Raw genomic sequence first — 18,673 nt, forward strand, 5'->3', positions numbered from 1 at the left:
AGAGGTTGAGAGGAGACGGCTAACCCTCCAACCCCTGCGCTCTCAATTCGTGCAGCAGTGGCGCGTAGATGTGGCGCTCTCCACGTGGGCCGCAGCCATCCCACAGCCCGTTGGGGCAGGGGCGGTCATCATCCCAGCCCGCATGATTGAGGATCGGATAGAGGCACACGCCTTCCACCGGAACGCCCTGCTCCCGCGCCCGCCGCACCTCATCCGTCACGCCGCGCAGCCATTCAGGACGCGCTTCTCCCTCTGTGCCCGTCTCAGACAACCACAGGGGGCGGCCATAGCGGGTATGCACTTCGCCCAACAGGTCGCTCAGCGGGCGGTGCAGTGGGTGTCCGGCGGGCACATGCTCTCGCTCGTGGGCGAAGGGGTGAAAAATCCACTGGTTATAGGGATAGTAATTTAGCCCCACGATGTCCAGCGCCTCCGCGTAGCCGCCCAATTCGGGGTACAATCGCCCGCTCAGCATATCTAGCGTTTGATATTGCCCCAAGTGTTCGGCCTGCGCCAACGCTTCTTCGTGCAGGCGGTGCGGGTGGCAGCGACTCGATAGCAAGGGTTCGGCGTAGACAATCCGTACATTCGGCAGCACTCGGCGGAGCGCGTCAGTGGCCCGCAACGCTGCCCGTACCAACTGCATTTTCAGCTCTAGCCCCCGCCCATGTGCAAACGGGTTCAGATAGCCCACGTCGCCGCCTGCCCACGTCAAAAATGAAATTTCGTTGATGGGGCACACGAATGGTACGGCGTTGGGGCCTCCTTGAGCCAGCACGGCTTCTTGGGCGATGACTGCGGCGCAGGCAGCGGCATAACGCCCAAATTGTTCGGGGAATTCGGGCGAAAACACATCCACGAAATCGGGCCACCCGTAGTGGCACAAATCCCAAATAATTTGCATTCCAGTGTGGCGGGCAGCCCGCAGCATCGGCAACACGCTCCGAAAGTCGTATTCGCCAGGAGTATGTTCAATCAGGTGCCAGCGAAAGCCGTCGCGGGCAGTCTGCATTCCGATTTCCTTGAGGCGGCTGTAATCTTGTTCGGCAAAGCGGTCATGGGCGGTGGCGTCAATGACGTCCAAGCGCCGTCCTGCCCGCAGGCGCTGGGTAGAACATTCGAATCCGCCCTGAAAAAAGCTATGGAAGAGCTGTGAAACCATCGGCTGGACAACACAGTCGGGGGGATAAGTGACAGCCATGCCCACCATTTCGCCCAGATGGAGCTTCATTTCCAGATGAGAAATAATGAAACCACGCTCACTGATTTCTCAGCCCACAAACAAAGTTTATGAATTGGCCTTCGCTGGATTGGCACGGGCGAAGCCAGCTGGGGCGCTAAATTTCTCGAATGTGCCCACGCCCCATGACTCTCATCCCACAAAAAGGAAGTCTACTGTGACATATTCTGCATCCACTTCGCAAGCCCCCTCCCCCGCCCTGATCTGCATTGCCCACCTGCGGTGGGATTTCGTGTTTCAGCGTCCTCAACACCTGATGACGCGGGCCGCGCAAACCCGCAGCGTCTACTACGTGGAGGAGCCGATTTTTGGCGATCAGGGCGATACTATGGCGCTGCGAAAAGATCAGAGCGGCGTAACGGTATGCACGCCACACGTCACGCAGGGCTTAAGTGCCGACGAGTCCCAGGCGCGCACGGCCAAGCTGCTTCAAGGGCTGGTGCGAAATGAGGGGCTGACCGAGTACGTGCTGTGGGTCTATAGCCCGATGGAATTGCCGATCACGGCGGGCCTGAGTCCTGCACTGACGGTGTACGACTGCATGGACGAACTCGCCAATTTCCGCTATGCCCCGCCCGAATTGCTGACCCGCGAAACCGAGCTGTTCCGCCGCGCCGACCTGGTGTTTACGGGGGGCCACCGCCTCTGGGAGGCCAAGCGCCACAAGCACTCCCGCGCTTTCCCGTTTCCGTCCAGCGTAGACGTGCCCCACTTCGCTGCCGCCCGCACCGTGAAGGCCGAACCCGAAGATCAGGCGGGATTGCCCGGCCCACGCCTCGGCTTTTACGGCGTACTGGACGAACGGTTTGACGCCGCGCTGATGTCTGAACTGGCCGAGCGCCGCCCCGATTGGACGTTCGTGCTGCTGGGGCCAGTGGTCAAGGTGTCGCGTGAAGAGCTGCCGCAGGCCAGCAACGTGCATTATTTGGGCCAAAAAGGCTATGGGGATTTGCCTGCTTATCTAAGCGGCTGGGACGTGGCTCTGCTGCCGTTTGCCCGCAACGACGCCACCGAATTCATCTCGCCCACCAAAACCCCCGAGTACTTGGCGGCGGGTGTGCCCGTCGTGTCTACTGCCATTCATGACGTGGTCCGGCCCTACGGCGAAGCTCAGTTGCTGGAAATCGCGCACGACGCGCAGGGTTTCGAAACGGCCATTCAGAAGCTGTTGGACGCACGCGGCACGGCGCAGGCCACCGAACGCCAGAGCCGCGCAGACGCCCACCTGAGCCAACTGTCTTGGGACAAGACATGGCAGGGGATGGAAGACCGGATGGCCGAAGCTGCCGCCGAACGCACAACTCTCGTGGTGGAGGCCGCCGATGACTGATTCTTTAACTCTCAATATGCAGGGCAGCCGGAAAAAGCAGGGATTTGACTATTTGATCGTGGGTGCCGGGTTCGCTGGATCGGTGTTGGCTGAGCGCCTTGCCAGCGTGGGGAAGCGCGTGCTGATCGTTGATCGTCGCCCGCATATTGGCGGCAACGCCTATGACCGCCACGACGAGGCAGGCATTCTGATTCATCCGTATGGCCCGCACATTTTCCATACCAATTCGCGGCAGGTGTTCGATTACTTGTCGCAATTTACAGCGTGGCGGCCTTACGAACACCGCGTTCTTGCCAATGTGGACGGCCAAAAGCTGCCTATTCCCATCAATCTCGACACCGTGAACCGCCTGTACGGCCTGAGCCTGACCGCCGCGCAACTCGAAGACTACTTTTCCAGCGTGGCTGAACCCGTTGAGCAGGTGCGAACCAGCGAAGACGTGATCGTGAACCGGGTAGGCCGCGACCTGTACAACAAATTTTTCCGGGGCTACACCCGCAAACAGTGGGGCCTTGACCCCTCCGAACTCGATTCTTCGGTCACCGCACGCGTACCGACCCGCACCAGCCGCGACGACCGCTACTTTACCGACACCTATCAGGCCATGCCGCGTCACGGGTATACGCGCATGTTCGAAGCGATGCTGGCGCACCCTCACATCAGCGTGATGCTAAATACCGATTACCGCGACGTAATCGACATGCTGCCGCACGATCACCTGATTTATACCGGCCCCATCGACACGTTTTTCGACTTCCGCTATGGCCGATTGCCCTACCGCAGCCTGAATTTTGAACACGTCACGTTGCCGCAGGAGCAGTTTCAGCCGGTGGGCACAGTCAACCATCCCAACGATTCCACCTTTACCCGCGTGTCGGAATTCAAGCACATCACGGGGCAAACGCACGCGCAGACCAGTCTCGTGTACGAATATCCCACCTCAGAGGGCGACCCTTACTATCCTGTGCCGCGCCCTGAAAACGCTGAGCTGTACCGCAAGTATGCCGCCGACGCCGAAGCCTTGCAGGGCGTGACTTTCGTAGGCCGCCTCGCCACGTACAAGTACTACAACATGGATCAGGTGGTGGCGCAGGCGTTGATGACCTTTAAGCAGTTGGAGCCTGATCTGGCAGGTGTGAGGACGGAGGCGGAAGTTCAGGTCTAGGGTGCCGCTTGGGGGTTGGTGGCTATGAAGGTGCCGCTCCCTAACACCTCAACTCCGGGCAAGCCCAGGCGTGTTCCACCGCTCTTCGGAGCAGCTATTTCAAGTTGAAGGCGGCCCGCTGATGTAGGGGCCGCCGCTCCGTGTCGCCGAATGCCCACGCCCGAGGTGCGCTGAAGCCGACTCGCGCTACTCTAAGCGTAGATGCAAACGCTAACGCTCTTTAATCATGCGGGTGGGGTGATGAAAACCAGCCTGACGCGGGATGTGGGCTACACGCTCGCACACTCCGGGCTCCGGGTTTTGCTGATCGACCTCGATCCTCAGGCCAACTTGACCGACTGGCTGGGCGTAGAAGCTGTGCGCCGCGAACAGACCGCCTACGGTATGGCGACGCGGGGCGATCCCTTGCCTGTGCCGGTGCCTGTGCATGGCCTGCACCTCATTCCCAGCGACGTGTCTTTGGCACTGGCAGAAGGGCAGATGATGGGCGTGGTGGGGGCGCACCTGCACCTGCGGGGAGCGCTGGCACAGGTCTCAGATCAATACGACGTGGTGCTGATCGACAGTCCCCCCAGTCTCGGCCAACTGTCCATCTTGGCGGCCCTGGCCGCCGATCACCTGATCGTGCCCGTGCCGACGCGCCAAAAAGGAATGAACGCGCTGGCCGGGTTGGGTGAGGCGATGGCCACTTACCGCAAGCTGCGCCCCGACCTGACGGTGGGCCTGTATGTGCCCACGCTCTACGACGCCCGACGTTCTCATGACCGTGAGGCGTATGCGGCCTTACAAGGCATTCTGAAACCCCTTGCCAGCCCGATTCCAGACCGGGGAGCCGTGTGGAACGACAGTGCCAGTGCGGGCCAACCGGTTGGCGTGTACGCGCCAGGTTCGCCTGTGCACGCCGACGTGTTGCGCGTGACCGCCGAAATCGCAGCCGTCATCGGGCTGCCATTTCACCTCAGCGAACCCGATCCAGCCGGAGCAGAGGTACAGCGGTGAGTGCCAAAAGTCGCCCTGCCGTCCGGCCTGTCGTCGGTTCGCGCCTCAGCGGGCTGGTCTCTGGCGTGGAAGCCCTATCTCAGCCCGCTTCGACGAGTCTGCCCGTCGCGGCCTTACAAGCCGGAACCTTCCAGCCCCGCGTGCATTTTGCACCTGAAGCGCTGGAAGATTTGGCCCGCAGCATTCGTGAACAGGGCGTGCTGCAACCGCTGTTGGTGCGTCCGTTGGCCGGGGGCCGCTACGAAATTATGGCTGGAGAACGGCGCTGGCGGGCGGCAAGCTTGGCCGGACTTGCCGAGGTTCCCGTTCTGATCCGTGACCTGGACGATGCACAGGCACGGTTGGCTGCTGCCGTAGAAAACTTGCAACGCGAGAATTTAAATGTGATTGAGGAAGTCCGGGCGCGGCTGCAAGTGGCCGCCGCAACGCTGAACGTGCCGGAAACCGAAGCTGTGGCCCGGATGTTCGCGCTAGACCGCACGCCGGAGGCCGACCCAGAAATTGTGTCACGCCTCGATACGACCTTTGGCGCACTGGGCCGCGAGTCGTGGCGTTCGTTTATTCGCAACCGCGCCGCCGTCCTCAACTTGCCCGAAGACGTGCAGACCGCCGTGCGTCTAGGTCTGGATTACCGCAAGGCATTGGTCATTGGCCGTGTTGCCGATGCCGACGCCCGCGCCAAGTTATTGCACTCCGCCGAAGCGGGAGCCACTGTGCAAGACCTCCGCGCACAGGTTGCACCTACCGCTGAACCCGCCGAGGGTTGGCAAGCAGTGGCTCGCCGCCTCAGCCATAATCGGGCACTGGATAACCTTGACCCCGCCCGACGCAAAAAAGTTGAGCGGTTGCTGGGGCAAGTGCGGGCTTTGCTGGACGGCGAATAACCAAATCTGACAAGTTGCTCGTCACGTGACGAGCAGTTTTTTGCTCTGCCAACTTACTCCATATCTAGGTCTGCATCTACAGCCGCCGACAGCCTCAGTAGTGGCCCACTCCCCGGAATCATGGCAAAGTCACACAGGGACAGAAACGTGGCGTCGTTTTGGCTGGCGCTCACACCTACCGTCAACTCCACCTCGCCTTCCAGTGCAGACAGGACGTAGTTCACGGCGCTTTCGGGGTTAATTTCACGCGGCAGCATGGTCAGCAGGTCGCCTTCACGCATCAGGCGCAGGTCGCCCCGGAATGGGCCTTCTTCTAGCCAGGTGGCCCACGTCAGAGCAGCCGCGTCCAGCGCGTAATCGAGGTCGTGCGGGTGGGTCAGGCGCACCAGCAGCGGACGGCCCGCCCGTTCTATCAACTCGGCCTCGGTGCCCAGTTGCCCCAGTTGCCCGATATGCTGCGCCGCTTGAAACGCCAGATTCAGGGCGTCGGCCCGCTGCGCCAGCGTTTCTACGGTCAGTCGCCGCCACGCCGGGTCTTCTTCTCCGTCCGGATTGACCACGACTGCACCGTGCAGCAACACTTGCCAAGAGAAAAAGGCAGCGGGAACGTTCAGCAACTCGTCCTCGTTCATGCCCGTGACTGGGATGAGCGTGGCCTCGTGCAGCAAGCGGGACAGGCCCGACATGCGGCGGTCAAACTCTCCCACGACGAAGGCGTCGGCAGGGAAACCGTCCGAAGTGGGCGCGGCAGTGAAGGTATCCACCGGGTTCAGGAAGGCGTAAATCATGCGCCCATGCTAGGGCAAGCAAGCCCCCCGAAGCCGCTCGTCACGTGACGAGCAACATTTACCTGAGTTTGAACTTGGCGGCAAGTTGTGTGCTGGTGCGGGCTAAGAGGGTTACATCTACCCCTACGGCGACAAACGAATAGCCCCATCCCAAATAGGTGCGGGCCACAGATTCGTCGGTAGCGAGGATGCCCGCTGGCTTGCCTACAGCTTTGAGGCGGGCTGCGGCGGCCTGAATTGCGGCCTGAACATCAGCATGATTGGGATTGCCCAAGTGACCCATGCTGGCGGCGAGGTCGGCGGGGCCGATGAACACACCGTCTACACCGTCTGTGGCAGCAATGTCTTCCAACTCACCCAGCGCCGCCGCCGACTCTACTTGCACGATTAGGCAGATGCCCTCGTTGGCGTGCTGCACATACTCAGTGTCGCGGGAAAAGGCGCTGGCACGGGCTAAGGCGCTGCCCACGCCCCGAATGCCCTGCGGCGGATAGCGTGTTGCAGCCACCACTGCGCGGGCTCGCTCCGCCGTTTCTACCATCGGGATCAGCAGGTTGCGTGCGCCGATGTCTAGCAGTTGCTTGATCAGCACGGGGTCGCCCACTGGGGGCCGCACCACCGCCGCCGAGGGATACGGCGCAACGGCTTGAAGCTGTGCCAGTGTGGAACGCAGGTCGTTGGGCGCGTGTTCGCCGTCGATCAAGAGCCAATCGAATCCTGCCCCTGCACAGATTTCTGCACTATAAGGATCGGCCAACGCCAGCCAGAAGCCGAACAAATGTTCGCCAGCACCCAAGCGCGTTTTAAAAGTGTTATTTGCCAGAGTGTTGTTACTGTCCACGTGCAGCCCCCGCGAATCGGCAAGAAAAGGTTCCCAATGGCCCGTAGTCGAAGGTAAATACGTCGCCGGTGCCGATGTCTACGGGGCGCGTAAACGATCCGGCCAAGACCACTTCTCCGGCCTTGAGGCCCTCGCCATGCGGGGCTAGGCGGTTTGCCAGCCACGCGATGCCCGCTGCTGGGTGCCCCAGCACGCCTGCGGCCACGCCCGTTTCTTCAATGACACCGTTCCTGATACACAGCGCCGCCGCCCACCGCAGGTCTATATCGTCGGGGCGCACCGCCCGCCCACCCAGAATGATTCCGGCGTTGGCGGCATTGTCGCTGATGGTGTCCAGCACGCGGCGCGGCTTGCCTGTGGCACGGCTGATGCGCTCGATACGGGCGTCGATGATCTCGGCGGCGGGCGTCACGTATTCGGTGGCCCGCAGTACGTCCAGCAGCGTTACGCCGGGGCCATTCAACTCCGATTTCAGGAGAAAAGCCAGTTCCACTTCGACCTTCGGGGCTACGAAGCGCGACAGCGGAATGTCGCCGTTCGGCTCGAAGAACATATCGTCCAGCAACGCCCCGTAATCCGGCTCGGTGATCTGGGACGCCATTTGCATGGCCCGCGAAGTCAGGCCGATTTTATGGCCCAAAATGCGCCGCCCCGTACTGACTTTACGGGCCACCCACGCCCGCTGCACCGCGTAGGCATCGGCAATGGTCATGCCTGCAAAGCGCTCTGAAAAAGGGGAGAGCGTGACGCCTGTGGCCTCGGCCTGTTCCAACTCGGCGGCGAGGGCTGAAAGCTGACCGTCTGGAATGACGCGCCCAAGGTCGGTCATCCTTGCCACACGTTAAATAACATGAACCGGCATTCCCTTCAGCTCGCCTTCTTTCGCCTCAATCCAGCCGCCCTCAAACGCTTCTAGGCTGGAGCCTTCTTCAAACCAACTGCGCGGCGTTTTGGCTCCCCACAAGGTTTGTCGGCGGGGATCGTTCAGATGCCAGCGGATCGGCTCGAAATCCGGGTCAACCGTGATGTAGTCGCTGGTATACAGTTCGATCCGGTGGCCGTCCGGGTCGCGGACATACAGAAAAAAGGCGTTGGAAATGCCGTGGCGTCCGGGACCGCGCTCTATCCGTTCGGGCTGCCGCGCCCCGGCCAAGATGTCGCAGGTGCGGATAATGCTCATGGCATCGGGCATCCAGTAGGCCCAGTGATGCAGGCGGGGGCCGGTGCCGTTGGTCATGGCGAGGTCGTGGACGCCGCCGCGCCGCTGCACCCACGCTGCCCAGATTCGGCCCTCATCGTCCTCGGTATATTCCGACGTGCGAAAGCCCAGTTCTTTGGCATACCAGTCGCGCATCTTGCCCACTTCGGGCGTCATCACATTCACATGGTCTACCCGTTGCAGGCCCGGCCCCCGGTGCAAATGGTAGTCCTGTAGCAGCCAAGGGTACGTCACACTTTCGCGGAAAAGGGCGACGGGCACACCAAATGGGTCTTGCATTCGCAGCATTCGGGGGCGGTCTCGTTCGGATTCCCAGCGGTAGGGGAGGCCTTCGCGTTCGGCCAGCGCCGCCATGCGTTCCAAATCGGCGTCGGCCCGCACGCGGTAAGCAATGTGCCGCACGCCCGCTTGCCCCGCAAGTTCTAGTTTCAGCGTCCATTCGCGGTCTTCTACACCGCGCAAATACAGCGCGTCCGGTTCTTCGTGCAGCACGTTCAGGCCCAGCAGGTCTACGTAAAAGGCACGGCTGGCGGCCAAATCCGTCACTGTGAAGATAGTGTGGGCAATCCGGATGATGTCGGGCATGCCTTGAGACAGATCAGTCATCGGCGGCCACGGCTTCGGGCGTCTCGCTGCGTTTTAGGAAGGTGTGAATCCGCTCTACATACGGCGCTTTGTCGTACACGTCGTACAGGGCCGAGCGCATCCTCACTGGGTCGCCGAAAAAGAACTTTTCATACAGGTTTTGCCGCCCGCCAAAGCTGCTCATGGTCATGTCCCATGCGAGCCGGAACAGTTTCAGACGTTCTTCGGCGCTGGCGTTTCCGGCCTGCAAATACTTGGCGATCATCGGCCCCAGCGGGCCTTCCCGGTCGGCCTTGCTCGGCATCATGATGATTCCCGACGCGCCCAACAACTGAATCAGTTCAGTCAGGCGGGCGTACACGGCGGGGTAATAGTTGCGGGCGGCGTCCAGTGGGCCACGCGCCGGGGTCATCACGCCGTATTGGTTGAGGGTTGCGCCGTCACGGGCCGCCACTTCCAGCGCTTTCATAATTTCCAGCGTCAAAATAAACTCGCTGACTTTCTCCTGAACATGTTGAAACTGCCCGCTGCCAATAGCGTTCACGATGCCCTGCGCGACGCCCAGCAGAGCCTCGGTTTTGGCAATTTTCAGATTCACCACCTGATAGGCCATGTGGAGTACGGCGTCGGTGCCCGCGTAGGCTTTGTTCGCCAGTTCGGTGTCGTACAGCAGGAACACACGCTCCCAAGGCACCAGCACGTCGTCGAAGATGACGAAGGCGTCTTGCTCATCAAAGCGGCTGCCCAGTGGGTGGTCTTCGGGGTCGCGGCCAATATCGAACGGTTCGCGGCACTGAAAGCTGAGGCCGGGGGCGTTGGTCGGCAGCGCAAAGCCCATCGCGTAGCGCGATTTGTCGGCGTTCTCCTTGAGAACCGTTGACGGAAACACCAAGATTTCATCGGCAATCGGCAGGGTCGCCATCATGCGTGCGCCGCGCACCACCACGCCGTCTTCCCGCTCCTCCACCACGCCCAGCGCAATATAGGGGTCGGGCATCTCGGAGGCTTGCTTGGCCCGGTTCACCTGCGGATTGGTCAGCGCGTGCGTCAGGCAGAGGTCGTTACGCCGCACGAACTCGTAATAGTTCCGCATATTGGCTGCAAAATCGCGCTGGCCCTCGCCGCTGGCCCCGCACGCGCCGAAGTAGGCCGCGCCCAATCCGGCGGCCATCACGTTGGCATTCATGTAGTCGGGCGCACGGCCCAAAAAGCCGAGGGAATAGTTGGCTCGAAGGTGATGTGCCTTGCCAATCCGGGCCAAATCAGCCTTGCTGCGCGGCACGAAAAAGCTCATGGCGTAGTGTTCGCCGTCCTCTTCAAAACTGAGCATGTCGCGCAAATCGGGTTGATGCTGAAGGTCGTACAACCCTGCCAAACTGCGGGCCATATTGCGCGTGGCCGGGTGCGTGGTGGGATCGGTGACGCGCTCGCCGTCGATGTACAGCGTCGGCGGCTGGTGCTGAAGGCGGTCTAGAAACTGCTGTCCGGTCAGAATAGCCATGTGTTTGTGCTCCTTTTGGGGGCAGAAAACCCCCTGTCCGCTTTGCGTCTACCTCCCCTTAAGGGGAGGACAAAAACTCAGAGCTGCTCCCCATTCGAGGGAAACATTGCGAAGCAATTGGGGATTACTCCGCCAACTTCTTATCTACTCCGTCCCGCATTGGCTGCCCTTCCCCCACGCCCAGCCGCGCCGTTTTGTGCGTGCCCAGCGAGATAGCAATGTTTTTGGTTTCCATATAGAACTCGAAGGAATGGTCGCCGCCGTCGCGCCCGATGCCGCTGTTTTTCACGCCGCCAAAGGGCGTGGGCAGATGCCGCACATTTTCGGAATTGACCCAGACCATGCCCGCTTCCACTTGCTGGGCAAAGCGGTGGGCGCGGGTAATGTCGTTCGTCCAGAGGTAGGCGGCGAGGCCGTAGCGCACGCCGTTGGCGACGCTCAGGGCTTCGGCTTCGTCGGCAAAGGGGATAGCGGTCAGCACCGGGCCAAAGATTTCTTCTTGAGCAATTCGCATGTCGGCCCGCGCCCCGGTAAACAGCGTGGGGGCCACATAATTTCCGCCCCGCGCTTCTCCACCCGCCGCAATGGTCGCGCCTTCATCCTGCGCCAAATCAAAGTAGGAGGTGACTTTGCCCGTGTGCCGGGGGTGAATCAGCGGCCCGACTTCGGTGGCGGGGTCGAGCGGGTGGCCCACGCGCAGATTGCGGGCGCGTTCGGCAATGCGGGCGGTAAATTCATCGTAAACGCCGCTTTGGATCAGCACCCGGCTGGAGCTGGTGCAACGTTCCCCGTTCAGGCTGTAAATCATGAAGACGACGGCGTCCAGCGCTTTTTCTAGATCGGCATCGTCGAACACCACCACCGGATTCTTGCCGCCCAGTTCGAAGTGAACGCGCTTGAGGGTGTCGGCCCCCTGCCGCATGATGTGGCTGCCCGTCGTCGTCTCGCCCACAAAGGCCACCGCCTGAATCAGCGGGTGTTCGGTCAGCGCCTTGCCCGCGCTTTCGCCGTAGCCGTGCACCACATTCACGATGCCGCCGGGCAACCCCGCTTCCTCGAACACGCCGTTCATGATTTCGGCCAGCAGCGTGGCCGTTACCGGACTCCATTCGGCGGGTTTGTGGACCACCGTGCAGCCCGCCGCCAATGCTGGGGCAATCTTCCAAGTACTCAGCATAAACGGCGTATTCCACGGCGTAATCACTCCCACCGGGCCAATCGGTTGGCGCAGGGTGTAGTTGATAAACCCGGGTGCAGGAAGGCTTTGGCCATCGTTTGCACTGGGGGCACGGTCGGCAAAAAAGCGGAAGTTCTCAGCCCCGCGTATGGCCGCCGATTTCATAAAGCGGATGGCCTGCCCGGTGTCGAGGCTCTCCAGCAAGGCGATTTCGTCGGCGCGGGCCTCGATTCGGTCGGCGATACGGTGCAGCAGGCGGCGGCGTTCGGCCCCGCTCACGTTGCGCCAGATTTGGAAGGCGCCGTGGGCAGCGCGGGCAGCGCGGTCAATGTCGCCCGCCGTGCCGCTGGGGGCGCTGGTCAGCACGCTGCCATCGTGAGGATTCACCGAGTCGAAGCGTTCGCCCCCGTCCGATTCTGCCCAGTGCCCGCCGATCAGATGGCGTAGGGGCTGAAGCTTGGCTACAAGAGCTGCCGCTTTTTCTACGTTCGGGTGCGTCGTTTTGGGAAGCATCGTTTGGGTCATGGTTGCTCCTGAGTAGGCGTGCGGGTGAGTGGCGTGCTGATGGAATAGGCGAGGAACGGTTCGGTTTGCAACAGCTTTGTGCCCTGCTTTACCTGCACAAACGCGGCGTAGGGATGAAATTTAATCAGATAGGTATAGCCGGCTTTATTGAAGGTGTATTCCGGGCCAATGTCATCGTGCGCCACCGTGCCGCCCGTCAAATAAACTTCCAGCGTGCCGTCAAAATTGCGTGTGGCATAGGTAATCTTGCCACCGTTTTCCCAAATGATGACGGTGCGTTTGGCGGTTACGCCCATAAAAGCGGCGTCCGGCACGTAGCGGCAGCGCACATCCTCATAAGGCGTTTTGAAACCGTTCACGGCGCTCATGCGGTAAGCGGGGTCGTTAACGTTCAGCACGTTGCTGAGGCGTACATTGCCGTCCGAATCAGGCTGTTTGGCTGGATTCAGAGCCACAAAAATCGTTCCCGCCGCTCCCTCTCCCGGCCCCAGTTGATAGGTTCCGGTTTGAATCTTATTGGGCGCACGCTTCAGCCAGCGGGCCAGCGTCACAGGCTGCGGTGAGGCGGGTGCTTTGGCTGGGTTGGTCAGTGCCAGCACGCGGTCAGGAGCATCGCACCAAGCAAAGGCGGGCTGCGTTTTGCCGTTCAGCGTCACGTAAGAATCCATCCGGTAAGCGGCTTGAGCGGCGGCAGAACCAGAAGCGGCGAGGGTCAGAGCCAGCAGGAAGAGTCGAAAAGTCATACCCGCAGACTGCTCTCCACGCATGAGCTTTCGCCCCAAATTGGCTGACCACTCATCGCCTTTCATCGCCCGTCCCACTCGCCTTCTTTGCTTTCCTTCCCCGTAATCGGCTCCGCACCCTCATCCTCTTCCTCAATCCCGTTTTGCAGAACGCCGAGGCCTTCCACTTCCAACGTCATCACGTCGCCGGGGCGCACATGGCTGATGCCTTTGGGCGTGCCCGTCAAGATCACGTCGTTTTCCTGCAGGGTCATGAAGCGTGAAATATGCTCGATCAATTCGGGAATTGAGAAAATCATGTCGCGGGTGCTGCCCTGCTGCCGCAACTCACCGTTGACGTGCGCCGTCAGTGTCAGATTGTGCGGGTCGGCTACCTCGTCGGCGGTCACGTAGTACGGCCCCAGCGGGCCAAATGTATCCCAGCCTTTGCCGCGCATCGGGGGCCGGAACGTGTTGGTCACGTAATCGCGCACCACCAGATCATTCCCGATGGTGTAACCGCCCACATAATCCATTGCATCTTTGGCCTTCACGCGGCGGGCGTCGCGGCCAAGGATCACGCCTAATTCCACCTCATAGTGCATAAATTCTGCGCCACGCGGATAAATTACCGTTCCGCCGTGAGGCAGCAAAGTGGTGTTGGGTTTCCAGAACAGGGCCGGTTCGCTGGGTTGCGTCAGGCCCAATTCGCCTGCGTGGTCGTTGTAATTCAGTGCCAGCGCGATTACTTTGGGCGGGTCTACGGGCAACATAAATTGCACGGCGGCAGGGTCATGGGCGACACCAGCAGCATCTATCAATTTTCCGTCGTGCAGGTGGCCTTTAAGCTGCCGGCCCCCAACAATAAATCTGGCGTATTTCAAGGTTGAGACTCCTTTGGTGGAGAGAACGTTGGATTGTTGATTTGCTCAGCATAAGCCCAACACTCCGCTGCCTTTTAGACAAAATGTGGATTGTGTTCGTCTGCTTTGTACAATGCGACAAATGCCCAACCTTACCCAGTTGCGGGTTTCTCTACATCTGCCCAACGGAAAGCAAGGGCAAAAGACCTTTGGAACGCTGGAAGAAGCTGCTGCACTGCTTCCTGCTGTGTCTGCGAAACAAGTGCAAGAAGCTGCTCTTGGACTTTTGGCGCAAGAAGCATTGGCCCCCGCCGCACTTCCTGCCTTGCTCTCGGCATTGCGTGAATCCATGCTGCATGTCCGCCCAGAGCAAGAACTTACCGCACTCTTGGCCCGTCTGACTGGAGGCCGCGCCGAAATCCGGGCCAGTTGGGGCGACGTGGTGGCTTGTGCAGGCTTGCCTACAGGTGAGCCTCTCTCGCTGCGCCTGATGCACGGCGGGCGGCATGTGGGGGCGCTGTTGTTGGACGTACCCGCCCAGTGGCAGGCCATCTTGCCCATCGCTGCCGAATATGCGCTGCTGGCGCGCTTGCAATCGGCGGCGGCGGGCGCGGCACGGCGTCGGGTGGGCGAGCGCACGCTGGACGCTTTGCTGCTGGGCAATGGTTCCGAGAATGCTGTTTTGGACGGCGAATCCTACGCTGTGGCTGTGGCTGCCTTCTCTTCCGAATCGGCTCCCGGCGTCCGGGCACGCACCGCCCGTGCCGCCGCGCTGGATGTGTTGGCAGCAGTGGGCGAAGGCTACTTTTTTGAGCGCACGCCTGGGCCAGAGTTGGCGTCTGAGCGGGCCGGACTGGTCTACTGCACTGTGCAAGACAACCGCGCCGTGTGGTTGTGGCCCACGCACGAGCTAGAGCGGGAATCAGTTGGTTTGCACGCCGCCCTGACCGCCTCGACTGCTCAGGATGTGCGCCTCGGGGTCAGCGGGCGGCATGTGGGGGCAGGAACGGCCCGCGCTGCGCTGAACGAGGCCCGGCAAGCCCTCGCTGCCACCCGTGAGACACGCGGGTTCACGCTGTTTCACTCGATGGACGCGCTGTATGCCTTGCTGTCGGGCGGCGCACTGGGCACCTTGAAAGCCCAGATTCGGGCCCGCTTGGCCGTGCTGGACGACGATGGGCGCATAGAGACTACCTTGCGGGCCTACCTGACGCACACAGGTTCGCTGTCGCTGCTGGCAATGCGCCAAAATCTGCACGTCAATACCCTACGTTACCGCCTGCGCCGCGCCGAGGAAGTCTTGGGCGGCAGCCTTAGCGATCCTCAACTGCTGGCCCGGCTGTATTTGGCGTTTGGGGCGGAGGAGGGCTGACCTTACCGCTGCGCGTGACCCTCTGCACGGGCTGTGTGTACCAACTCGGCAATAGCTCCGGCCCACTGTGGAAACTCGAAGACAAAGCCCGCCTTGAGCAGACGCTCCGGTGTAACCCAGCGGCTCTTGAGGAGCAGTTCTGCTTCAGACTTCATCACCCGTGCGCCCAAACCGATCAGGCCAGCGGTAGACGGAATCCCCAGCGGCACGCCCCACGCGGCCCGGTAACCGCGCAAAAACTCCCGGTTGGGCAGAGGTTCGGGAGCGCTGACGTTCACGCCGCCTGCTAAGTCGTGTTCGATCAAAAACTCTATGGCCCGGCAAAAATCACGCTCATGAATCCATGAGACGTATTGCCCGCCGCCCGCCATCGCGCCTGCGCCGCCCAGCCGCACCACAGCGTCGGTGGTTTGCATCACGCCGCCTGCACCCACGCCGTACACCATCGCGGTTCGCAGGGCCACGCGCCGGGTCTGGGGCAATTCTTCTTCCATCAGCGCGGCTTCCCAGCGGCGGGCCACATCCACGCTAAAGCCGCTGCCGATGTCGCCCGCTGCTTCGGTTTGGGCGTGGTCGCGGGCATCTCGGTAGAAGGTGGCGGTGCTGGAATTCAGCCAGACGTGGGGTGGCTGGGCGGCCTCCTGAATCGCTCGGCCCAGCGCACGGGTGCTGAGAAGGCGCGACGTGTAGATGTCCAGCATGTTCTGAGCGGTGTAGCGGCAATTCACCGTTCGGCCCGCCAAGTTCACCACTGCCTGCGCGCCGTTCAGTTCACGCGCCCACGCGCCTTGCCGCACGCCGTCCCACTGCACCCAGCGGGCCGGAGTGGGCATGGAGGGTGCCGAACGCGAGAGGATGATCACATCCCAAGCGCCCTGCGCTGGCGCAGCAACATACCGTGCCAGTGCGCGGCCCAAAAATCCTGAACCGCCCGCGATGACCATGCGCCGCGCCTGCTTTGTGTGCATGGCTCTAAGTTACGCTCGGCCAGTCTGGACAGATGGCCCGCTCCGCCCAGCCGTCAGGGTGTGCCGGGGGCCGCGTCTCCGGTCTGAATCTGGTCTGTCTGTATCTGATCTGGGCGCTGAAGTTTCCAGCCCACAGTCAACTGGGTCGCGTGTTCCGATATCCAGCGCACAGCGTCGCTGCGGGGGCTAGAAATGGCGCTGTGGTCTTCGCGCACCGACACGAACGTCTCAATTCCGGTGCGGCTCCCATCTGGGCGGGCGTTGCGGGTCAGGTCGAACAGGTAATTGATGGGCAGGCCACCCGCCGGACTGGTGCGGGCAGGCAGGCGCTTGCTCTGCACCTCTAAATTGCGTTCTACGTTGGGCCACACGACATCCTTGCCGCGCAGCGTACCCGCCGAAGTCGCCAAATTATCGCAGGCTTGGGCGGGCTTAGGCAGGCCGGGGGCCGGATAATTCAGCGGTACGGGCGGCCGGTCGGTGGCGCGGTCTGCCGTCCAGAAGGTGCAACTTCCGTCTAGGTCGATCAGCAGCGAAAAGCGGACATCTGGGTTGATGCGCGTCAGGTAATGCGTCCAGATCACGCCCTGCGAGTGGCCCAGCAACACCAGACGCGGCGGATTCGGCCCGGCCAGCCAAGACGTTTTCATGCGGTCTAGGTCACGCACCAGCGCCCCGAAGCCGGGTTGAAAGGCCAAGACCTGCCTCGAGAAAAAAGTTTCGTTGGCGTTGCTGGCGTACCCAGCCACCTGCACGCTCAGGCCTGTGGCGGCCAAGGCATTGGCCACAGCGTCTACCGTCCCCCTCGGCGTCAGCGAATCCCAATCGTCACGCGGGGCGGCGCAGGGGGGGCCGCAGCGTCCCGAAACGCTGAGCAGCACCACATCGGGCGGCGCGGCATTCAGGTTCAGCGCAGGCGACGCACCGGGGCGCCACGTCAGCGGCGCACAGCTGGACAGCAGGGCCGCCGTCAGTAGCGCGGCAACTGAGGTGGGGCGAATGGGGAGCGGAGGCCGGGGCATCGTGCCTCACTGTAGGGCCTCCCAAACAGCCAAACGTCAGGCGGGTGACGGTTGCCGCCCTCTGCCCCCGTTGCCTCTAGGTTTGATTGCCCCGCGTTGGCTAACGCTTGTTAGCCTGACCGCTTTTTCTGCTACCATCCCTCTAATCCAAGTTGCCAGTTTTCCCGCCCAGTTTCCCGCTCGGCGGCGTATGGAGGTTCACCCATGAAGCGTTCCCATCAGGCCCGTCTGACCCTCACTGCACTTCTCGCCGTGTCCTCGCTGGCCCTCGCCGATGTGCGGGTGGGCGTAATCGTTTCGGCCACTGGCCCCGCCGCCAGCCTCGGTATTCCCGAACGGAACACGGTGGCCCTGCTGCCCCAAACCATCGGCGGCCAAAAGATCATCTACACCATTTTGGACGATGCCAGCGACACCACCACTGCCGTGACCAACGCCCGCAAGCTGATTCAGGAAAACAAAGTCGACCTGATTATCGGCACCACCACTACCCCTGCCAGCCTCGCCATGATTGACGTGGCGGCCGAAAGCAAGACGCCGATGATCTCTCTGGCCGCCTCCGAAAGCATCATCAAGCCGGTAGATGCCCGCCGCTCTTGGGTCTTCAAAACGCCGCAAACCGACGCATTGATGGCAGCGGCCATCGTGGCGCATATGCAGCAAAACAAGGTCAAAACTGTGGGATACATTGGCTTCAACGATGCCTACGGCGAAGGCTGGCTGGCCGAGTTGCAGAAGAACGCCGCCGCACGGGGCATCCGGGTGGTGGCCACCGAACGCTACGCCCGCACCGATACCAGCGTGACCGGCCAAGTGTTGAAAGTGCTGGCCGCCAAGCCCGACGCCGTGCTGGTCGGTGCGTCGGGCGTGCCCGCCGTGCTGCCCCAAAAAACCCTGAATGACCGCGGGTACGCGGGCAAAATTTACCAGACGCACGGCGTCGCCAACGCCGATTTCCTGCGTGTGGGCGGCAAAGACGTCGAGGGCGCGATCCTGCCCGCTGGCCCCGTGCTGGTGGCCGATCAATTGCCCGATTCGAACCCCATGAAAAAAGTCGGACTGGCTTACAGCAATCTCTATGAGGGCAAATACGGCCAGAATTCGGTCAGCACGTTTGGGGCGCACATGTGGGACGCGGGCCTGCTGATGCAAAAAGCTATTCCAGTGGCCCTGAAAAAAGCCAAACCCGGCACCGCCGACTTCCGTGAAGCTCTGCGAGACGCCCTGCAAGGCACACGCAACATCATCGGCGCACACGGCATTTTCAACCTCAGCGCCACCGATCACCTTGGCCTAGACGCCCGCAGCCGCGTCATGGTGCAAGTCGTGAACAACACTTGGAAGTTGATCAAGTAAAGCTTTGATCACGGATTCCGTCTGATTCCCGTCCAGTCGGGAAAGCACCGCCTGTTCGTTCATCTCCCGGAATCCGTACATTTCCTTCTCGCTCTGCTCGGATGAAAAGCGCAAAT

General features: G+C 61.6%; 17 protein-coding genes. 6 read left to right on the plus strand and 11 right to left on the minus strand.

Annotation, left to right across the window (positions count from 1 at the left end; translation table 11 throughout):
• Window positions 1-19 precede the first annotated feature (19 nt).
• Window positions 20-1,231, minus strand: coding sequence for a beta-glucosidase (locus E7T06_RS01920; protein WP_136364165.1), 1,212 nt, complete (start codon window positions 1,229-1,231; stop codon window positions 20-22).
• Between the two features lie 265 nt (window positions 1,232-1,496).
• Here E7T06_RS01920 and E7T06_RS01925 point away from each other — a divergent pair, with 265 nt between their 5' ends.
• From E7T06_RS01925 to E7T06_RS01940, 4 genes are all read left to right on the plus strand, one after another.
• Window positions 1,497-2,570, plus strand: a complete 1,074-nt coding sequence (locus E7T06_RS01925; protein WP_168733323.1) for a glycosyltransferase family 1 protein — start codon at window positions 1,497-1,499, stop codon at window positions 2,568-2,570.
• Window positions 2,563-3,735 (plus strand): UDP-galactopyranose mutase, encoded by a 1,173-nt coding sequence (glf, locus tag E7T06_RS01930; RefSeq protein ID WP_136364166.1) that lies wholly within the window; start codon window positions 2,563-2,565, stop codon window positions 3,733-3,735. Before E7T06_RS01925 ends, glf begins: the two co-directional genes overlap by 8 nt.
• A 201-nt stretch (window positions 3,736-3,936) precedes the next feature.
• Window positions 3,937-4,734 carry a ParA family protein gene (locus tag E7T06_RS01935; RefSeq protein WP_136364167.1) on the plus strand — a complete coding sequence of 266 codons (798 nt, stop codon included), beginning with the start codon at window positions 3,937-3,939 and terminating at the stop codon, window positions 4,732-4,734.
• Window positions 4,731-5,618, plus strand: a complete 888-nt coding sequence (locus E7T06_RS01940; protein WP_136364168.1) for a ParB/RepB/Spo0J family partition protein — start codon at window positions 4,731-4,733, stop codon at window positions 5,616-5,618. The genes E7T06_RS01935 and E7T06_RS01940 overlap by 4 nt, the downstream gene beginning before the upstream one ends.
• A gap of 53 nt (window positions 5,619-5,671) precedes the next feature.
• On the opposite strand, the gene E7T06_RS01945 is transcribed toward E7T06_RS01940, so the two are convergent.
• From E7T06_RS01945 to E7T06_RS01980, 8 genes are all read right to left on the minus strand, one after another.
• On the minus strand, window positions 5,672-6,406 hold the full coding sequence (locus tag E7T06_RS01945) for a hypothetical protein (RefSeq protein WP_136364169.1): 735 nt from the start codon (window positions 6,404-6,406) through the stop codon (window positions 5,672-5,674).
• Between the two features lie 58 nt (window positions 6,407-6,464).
• The gene (gene hpaI, locus E7T06_RS01950) at window positions 6,465-7,247 is read right to left on the minus strand and encodes a 4-hydroxy-2-oxoheptanedioate aldolase (protein ID WP_136364170.1); all 783 of its coding nucleotides are present in this window, start codon (window positions 7,245-7,247) and stop codon (window positions 6,465-6,467) included.
• The gene (gene hpaH / locus E7T06_RS01955) at window positions 7,237-8,076 is read right to left on the minus strand and encodes a 2-oxo-hept-4-ene-1,7-dioate hydratase (RefSeq protein ID WP_136364171.1); all 840 of its coding nucleotides are present in this window, start codon (window positions 8,074-8,076) and stop codon (window positions 7,237-7,239) included. The genes hpaI and hpaH overlap by 11 nt, the downstream gene beginning before the upstream one ends.
• Window positions 8,077-8,088: 12 nt before the next feature.
• Window positions 8,089-9,072, minus strand: coding sequence for a 3,4-dihydroxyphenylacetate 2,3-dioxygenase (gene hpaD, locus E7T06_RS01960; protein WP_136364172.1), 984 nt, complete (start codon window positions 9,070-9,072; stop codon window positions 8,089-8,091).
• The gene (gene hpaB, locus E7T06_RS01965; protein WP_136364173.1) at window positions 9,065-10,552 is read right to left on the minus strand and encodes a 4-hydroxyphenylacetate 3-monooxygenase, oxygenase component; all 1,488 of its coding nucleotides are present in this window, start codon (window positions 10,550-10,552) and stop codon (window positions 9,065-9,067) included. Before hpaB ends, hpaD begins: the two co-directional genes overlap by 8 nt.
• 124 nt (window positions 10,553-10,676) lie before the next feature.
• Window positions 10,677-12,242 (minus strand): 5-carboxymethyl-2-hydroxymuconate semialdehyde dehydrogenase, encoded by a 1,566-nt coding sequence (hpaE, locus tag E7T06_RS01970; protein ID WP_240740800.1) that lies wholly within the window; start codon window positions 12,240-12,242, stop codon window positions 10,677-10,679.
• Window positions 12,243-12,250: 8 nt separating this feature from the next.
• Window positions 12,251-12,997 carry a hypothetical protein gene (locus tag E7T06_RS01975; RefSeq protein WP_136364175.1) on the minus strand — a complete coding sequence of 249 codons (747 nt, stop codon included), beginning with the start codon at window positions 12,995-12,997 and terminating at the stop codon, window positions 12,251-12,253.
• A gap of 62 nt (window positions 12,998-13,059) precedes the next feature.
• The gene (locus E7T06_RS01980) at window positions 13,060-13,860 is read right to left on the minus strand and encodes a fumarylacetoacetate hydrolase family protein (RefSeq protein ID WP_136364176.1); all 801 of its coding nucleotides are present in this window, start codon (window positions 13,858-13,860) and stop codon (window positions 13,060-13,062) included.
• A 121-nt stretch (window positions 13,861-13,981) separates the two neighbouring features.
• Here E7T06_RS01980 and E7T06_RS01985 point away from each other — a divergent pair, with 121 nt between their 5' ends.
• Entirely contained in the window at window positions 13,982-15,211 is a 1,230-nt protein-coding gene (locus tag E7T06_RS01985; protein WP_136364177.1) for a helix-turn-helix domain-containing protein, read from the plus strand.
• A gap of 2 nt (window positions 15,212-15,213) precedes the next feature.
• Here the strand turns inward: E7T06_RS01985 and E7T06_RS01990 are convergent, their stop codons facing one another.
• The gene (locus tag E7T06_RS01990; protein ID WP_136364178.1) at window positions 15,214-16,179 is read right to left on the minus strand and encodes a DUF1731 domain-containing protein; all 966 of its coding nucleotides are present in this window, start codon (window positions 16,177-16,179) and stop codon (window positions 15,214-15,216) included.
• Between the two features lie 53 nt (window positions 16,180-16,232).
• Window positions 16,233-17,201, minus strand: coding sequence for a hypothetical protein (locus E7T06_RS01995; RefSeq protein WP_136364179.1), 969 nt, complete (start codon window positions 17,199-17,201; stop codon window positions 16,233-16,235).
• Window positions 17,202-17,405: 204 nt separating this feature from the next.
• Here E7T06_RS01995 and E7T06_RS02000 point away from each other — a divergent pair, with 204 nt between their 5' ends.
• Window positions 17,406-18,557 carry an ABC transporter substrate-binding protein gene (locus E7T06_RS02000; protein ID WP_136364180.1) on the plus strand — a complete coding sequence of 384 codons (1,152 nt, stop codon included), beginning with the start codon at window positions 17,406-17,408 and terminating at the stop codon, window positions 18,555-18,557.
• The last annotated feature ends 116 nt before the right edge of the window (window positions 18,558-18,673 follow it).

This window comes from Deinococcus sp. Arct2-2 (genome assembly GCF_004801315.1).
Classification (GTDB): Bacteria; Deinococcota; Deinococci; order Deinococcales; family Deinococcaceae; genus Deinococcus.

Bases quoted from the DNA above. Each gene is read 5' to 3' on its own strand.
- E7T06_RS01945 (WP_136364169.1), bottom strand. From the start codon at position 6,406: ATGATTTACGCCTTCCTGAACCCGGTGGATACCTTCACTGCCGCGCCC.
- E7T06_RS01925 (WP_168733323.1), top strand. From the start codon at position 1,497: ATGACGCGGGCCGCGCAAACCCGCAGCGTCTACTACGTGGAGGAGCCG.
- E7T06_RS01995 (WP_136364179.1), bottom strand. From the start codon at position 17,201: ATGCCCCGGCCTCCGCTCCCCATTCGCCCCACCTCAGTTGCCGCGCTA.
- hpaB (WP_136364173.1), bottom strand. From the start codon at position 10,552: ATGGCTATTCTGACCGGACAGCAGTTTCTAGACCGCCTTCAGCACCAG.
- glf (WP_136364166.1), top strand. From the start codon at position 2,563: ATGACTGATTCTTTAACTCTCAATATGCAGGGCAGCCGGAAAAAGCAG.
- E7T06_RS01985 (WP_136364177.1), top strand. From the start codon at position 13,982: ATGCCCAACCTTACCCAGTTGCGGGTTTCTCTACATCTGCCCAACGGA.
- hpaH (WP_136364171.1), bottom strand. From the start codon at position 8,076: ATGACCGACCTTGGGCGCGTCATTCCAGACGGTCAGCTTTCAGCCCTC.
- hpaE (WP_240740800.1), bottom strand. From the start codon at position 12,242: ATGCTTCCCAAAACGACGCACCCGAACGTAGAAAAAGCGGCAGCTCTT.
- E7T06_RS01990 (WP_136364178.1), bottom strand. From the start codon at position 16,179: ATGCACACAAAGCAGGCGCGGCGCATGGTCATCGCGGGCGGTTCAGGA.
- E7T06_RS02000 (WP_136364180.1), top strand. From the start codon at position 17,406: ATGAAGCGTTCCCATCAGGCCCGTCTGACCCTCACTGCACTTCTCGCC.
- E7T06_RS01975 (WP_136364175.1), bottom strand. From the start codon at position 12,997: ATGACTTTTCGACTCTTCCTGCTGGCTCTGACCCTCGCCGCTTCTGGT.
- E7T06_RS01920 (WP_136364165.1), bottom strand. From the start codon at position 1,231: ATGAAGCTCCATCTGGGCGAAATGGTGGGCATGGCTGTCACTTATCCC.
- E7T06_RS01935 (WP_136364167.1), top strand. From the start codon at position 3,937: ATGCAAACGCTAACGCTCTTTAATCATGCGGGTGGGGTGATGAAAACC.
- hpaD (WP_136364172.1), bottom strand. From the start codon at position 9,072: ATGACTGATCTGTCTCAAGGCATGCCCGACATCATCCGGATTGCCCAC.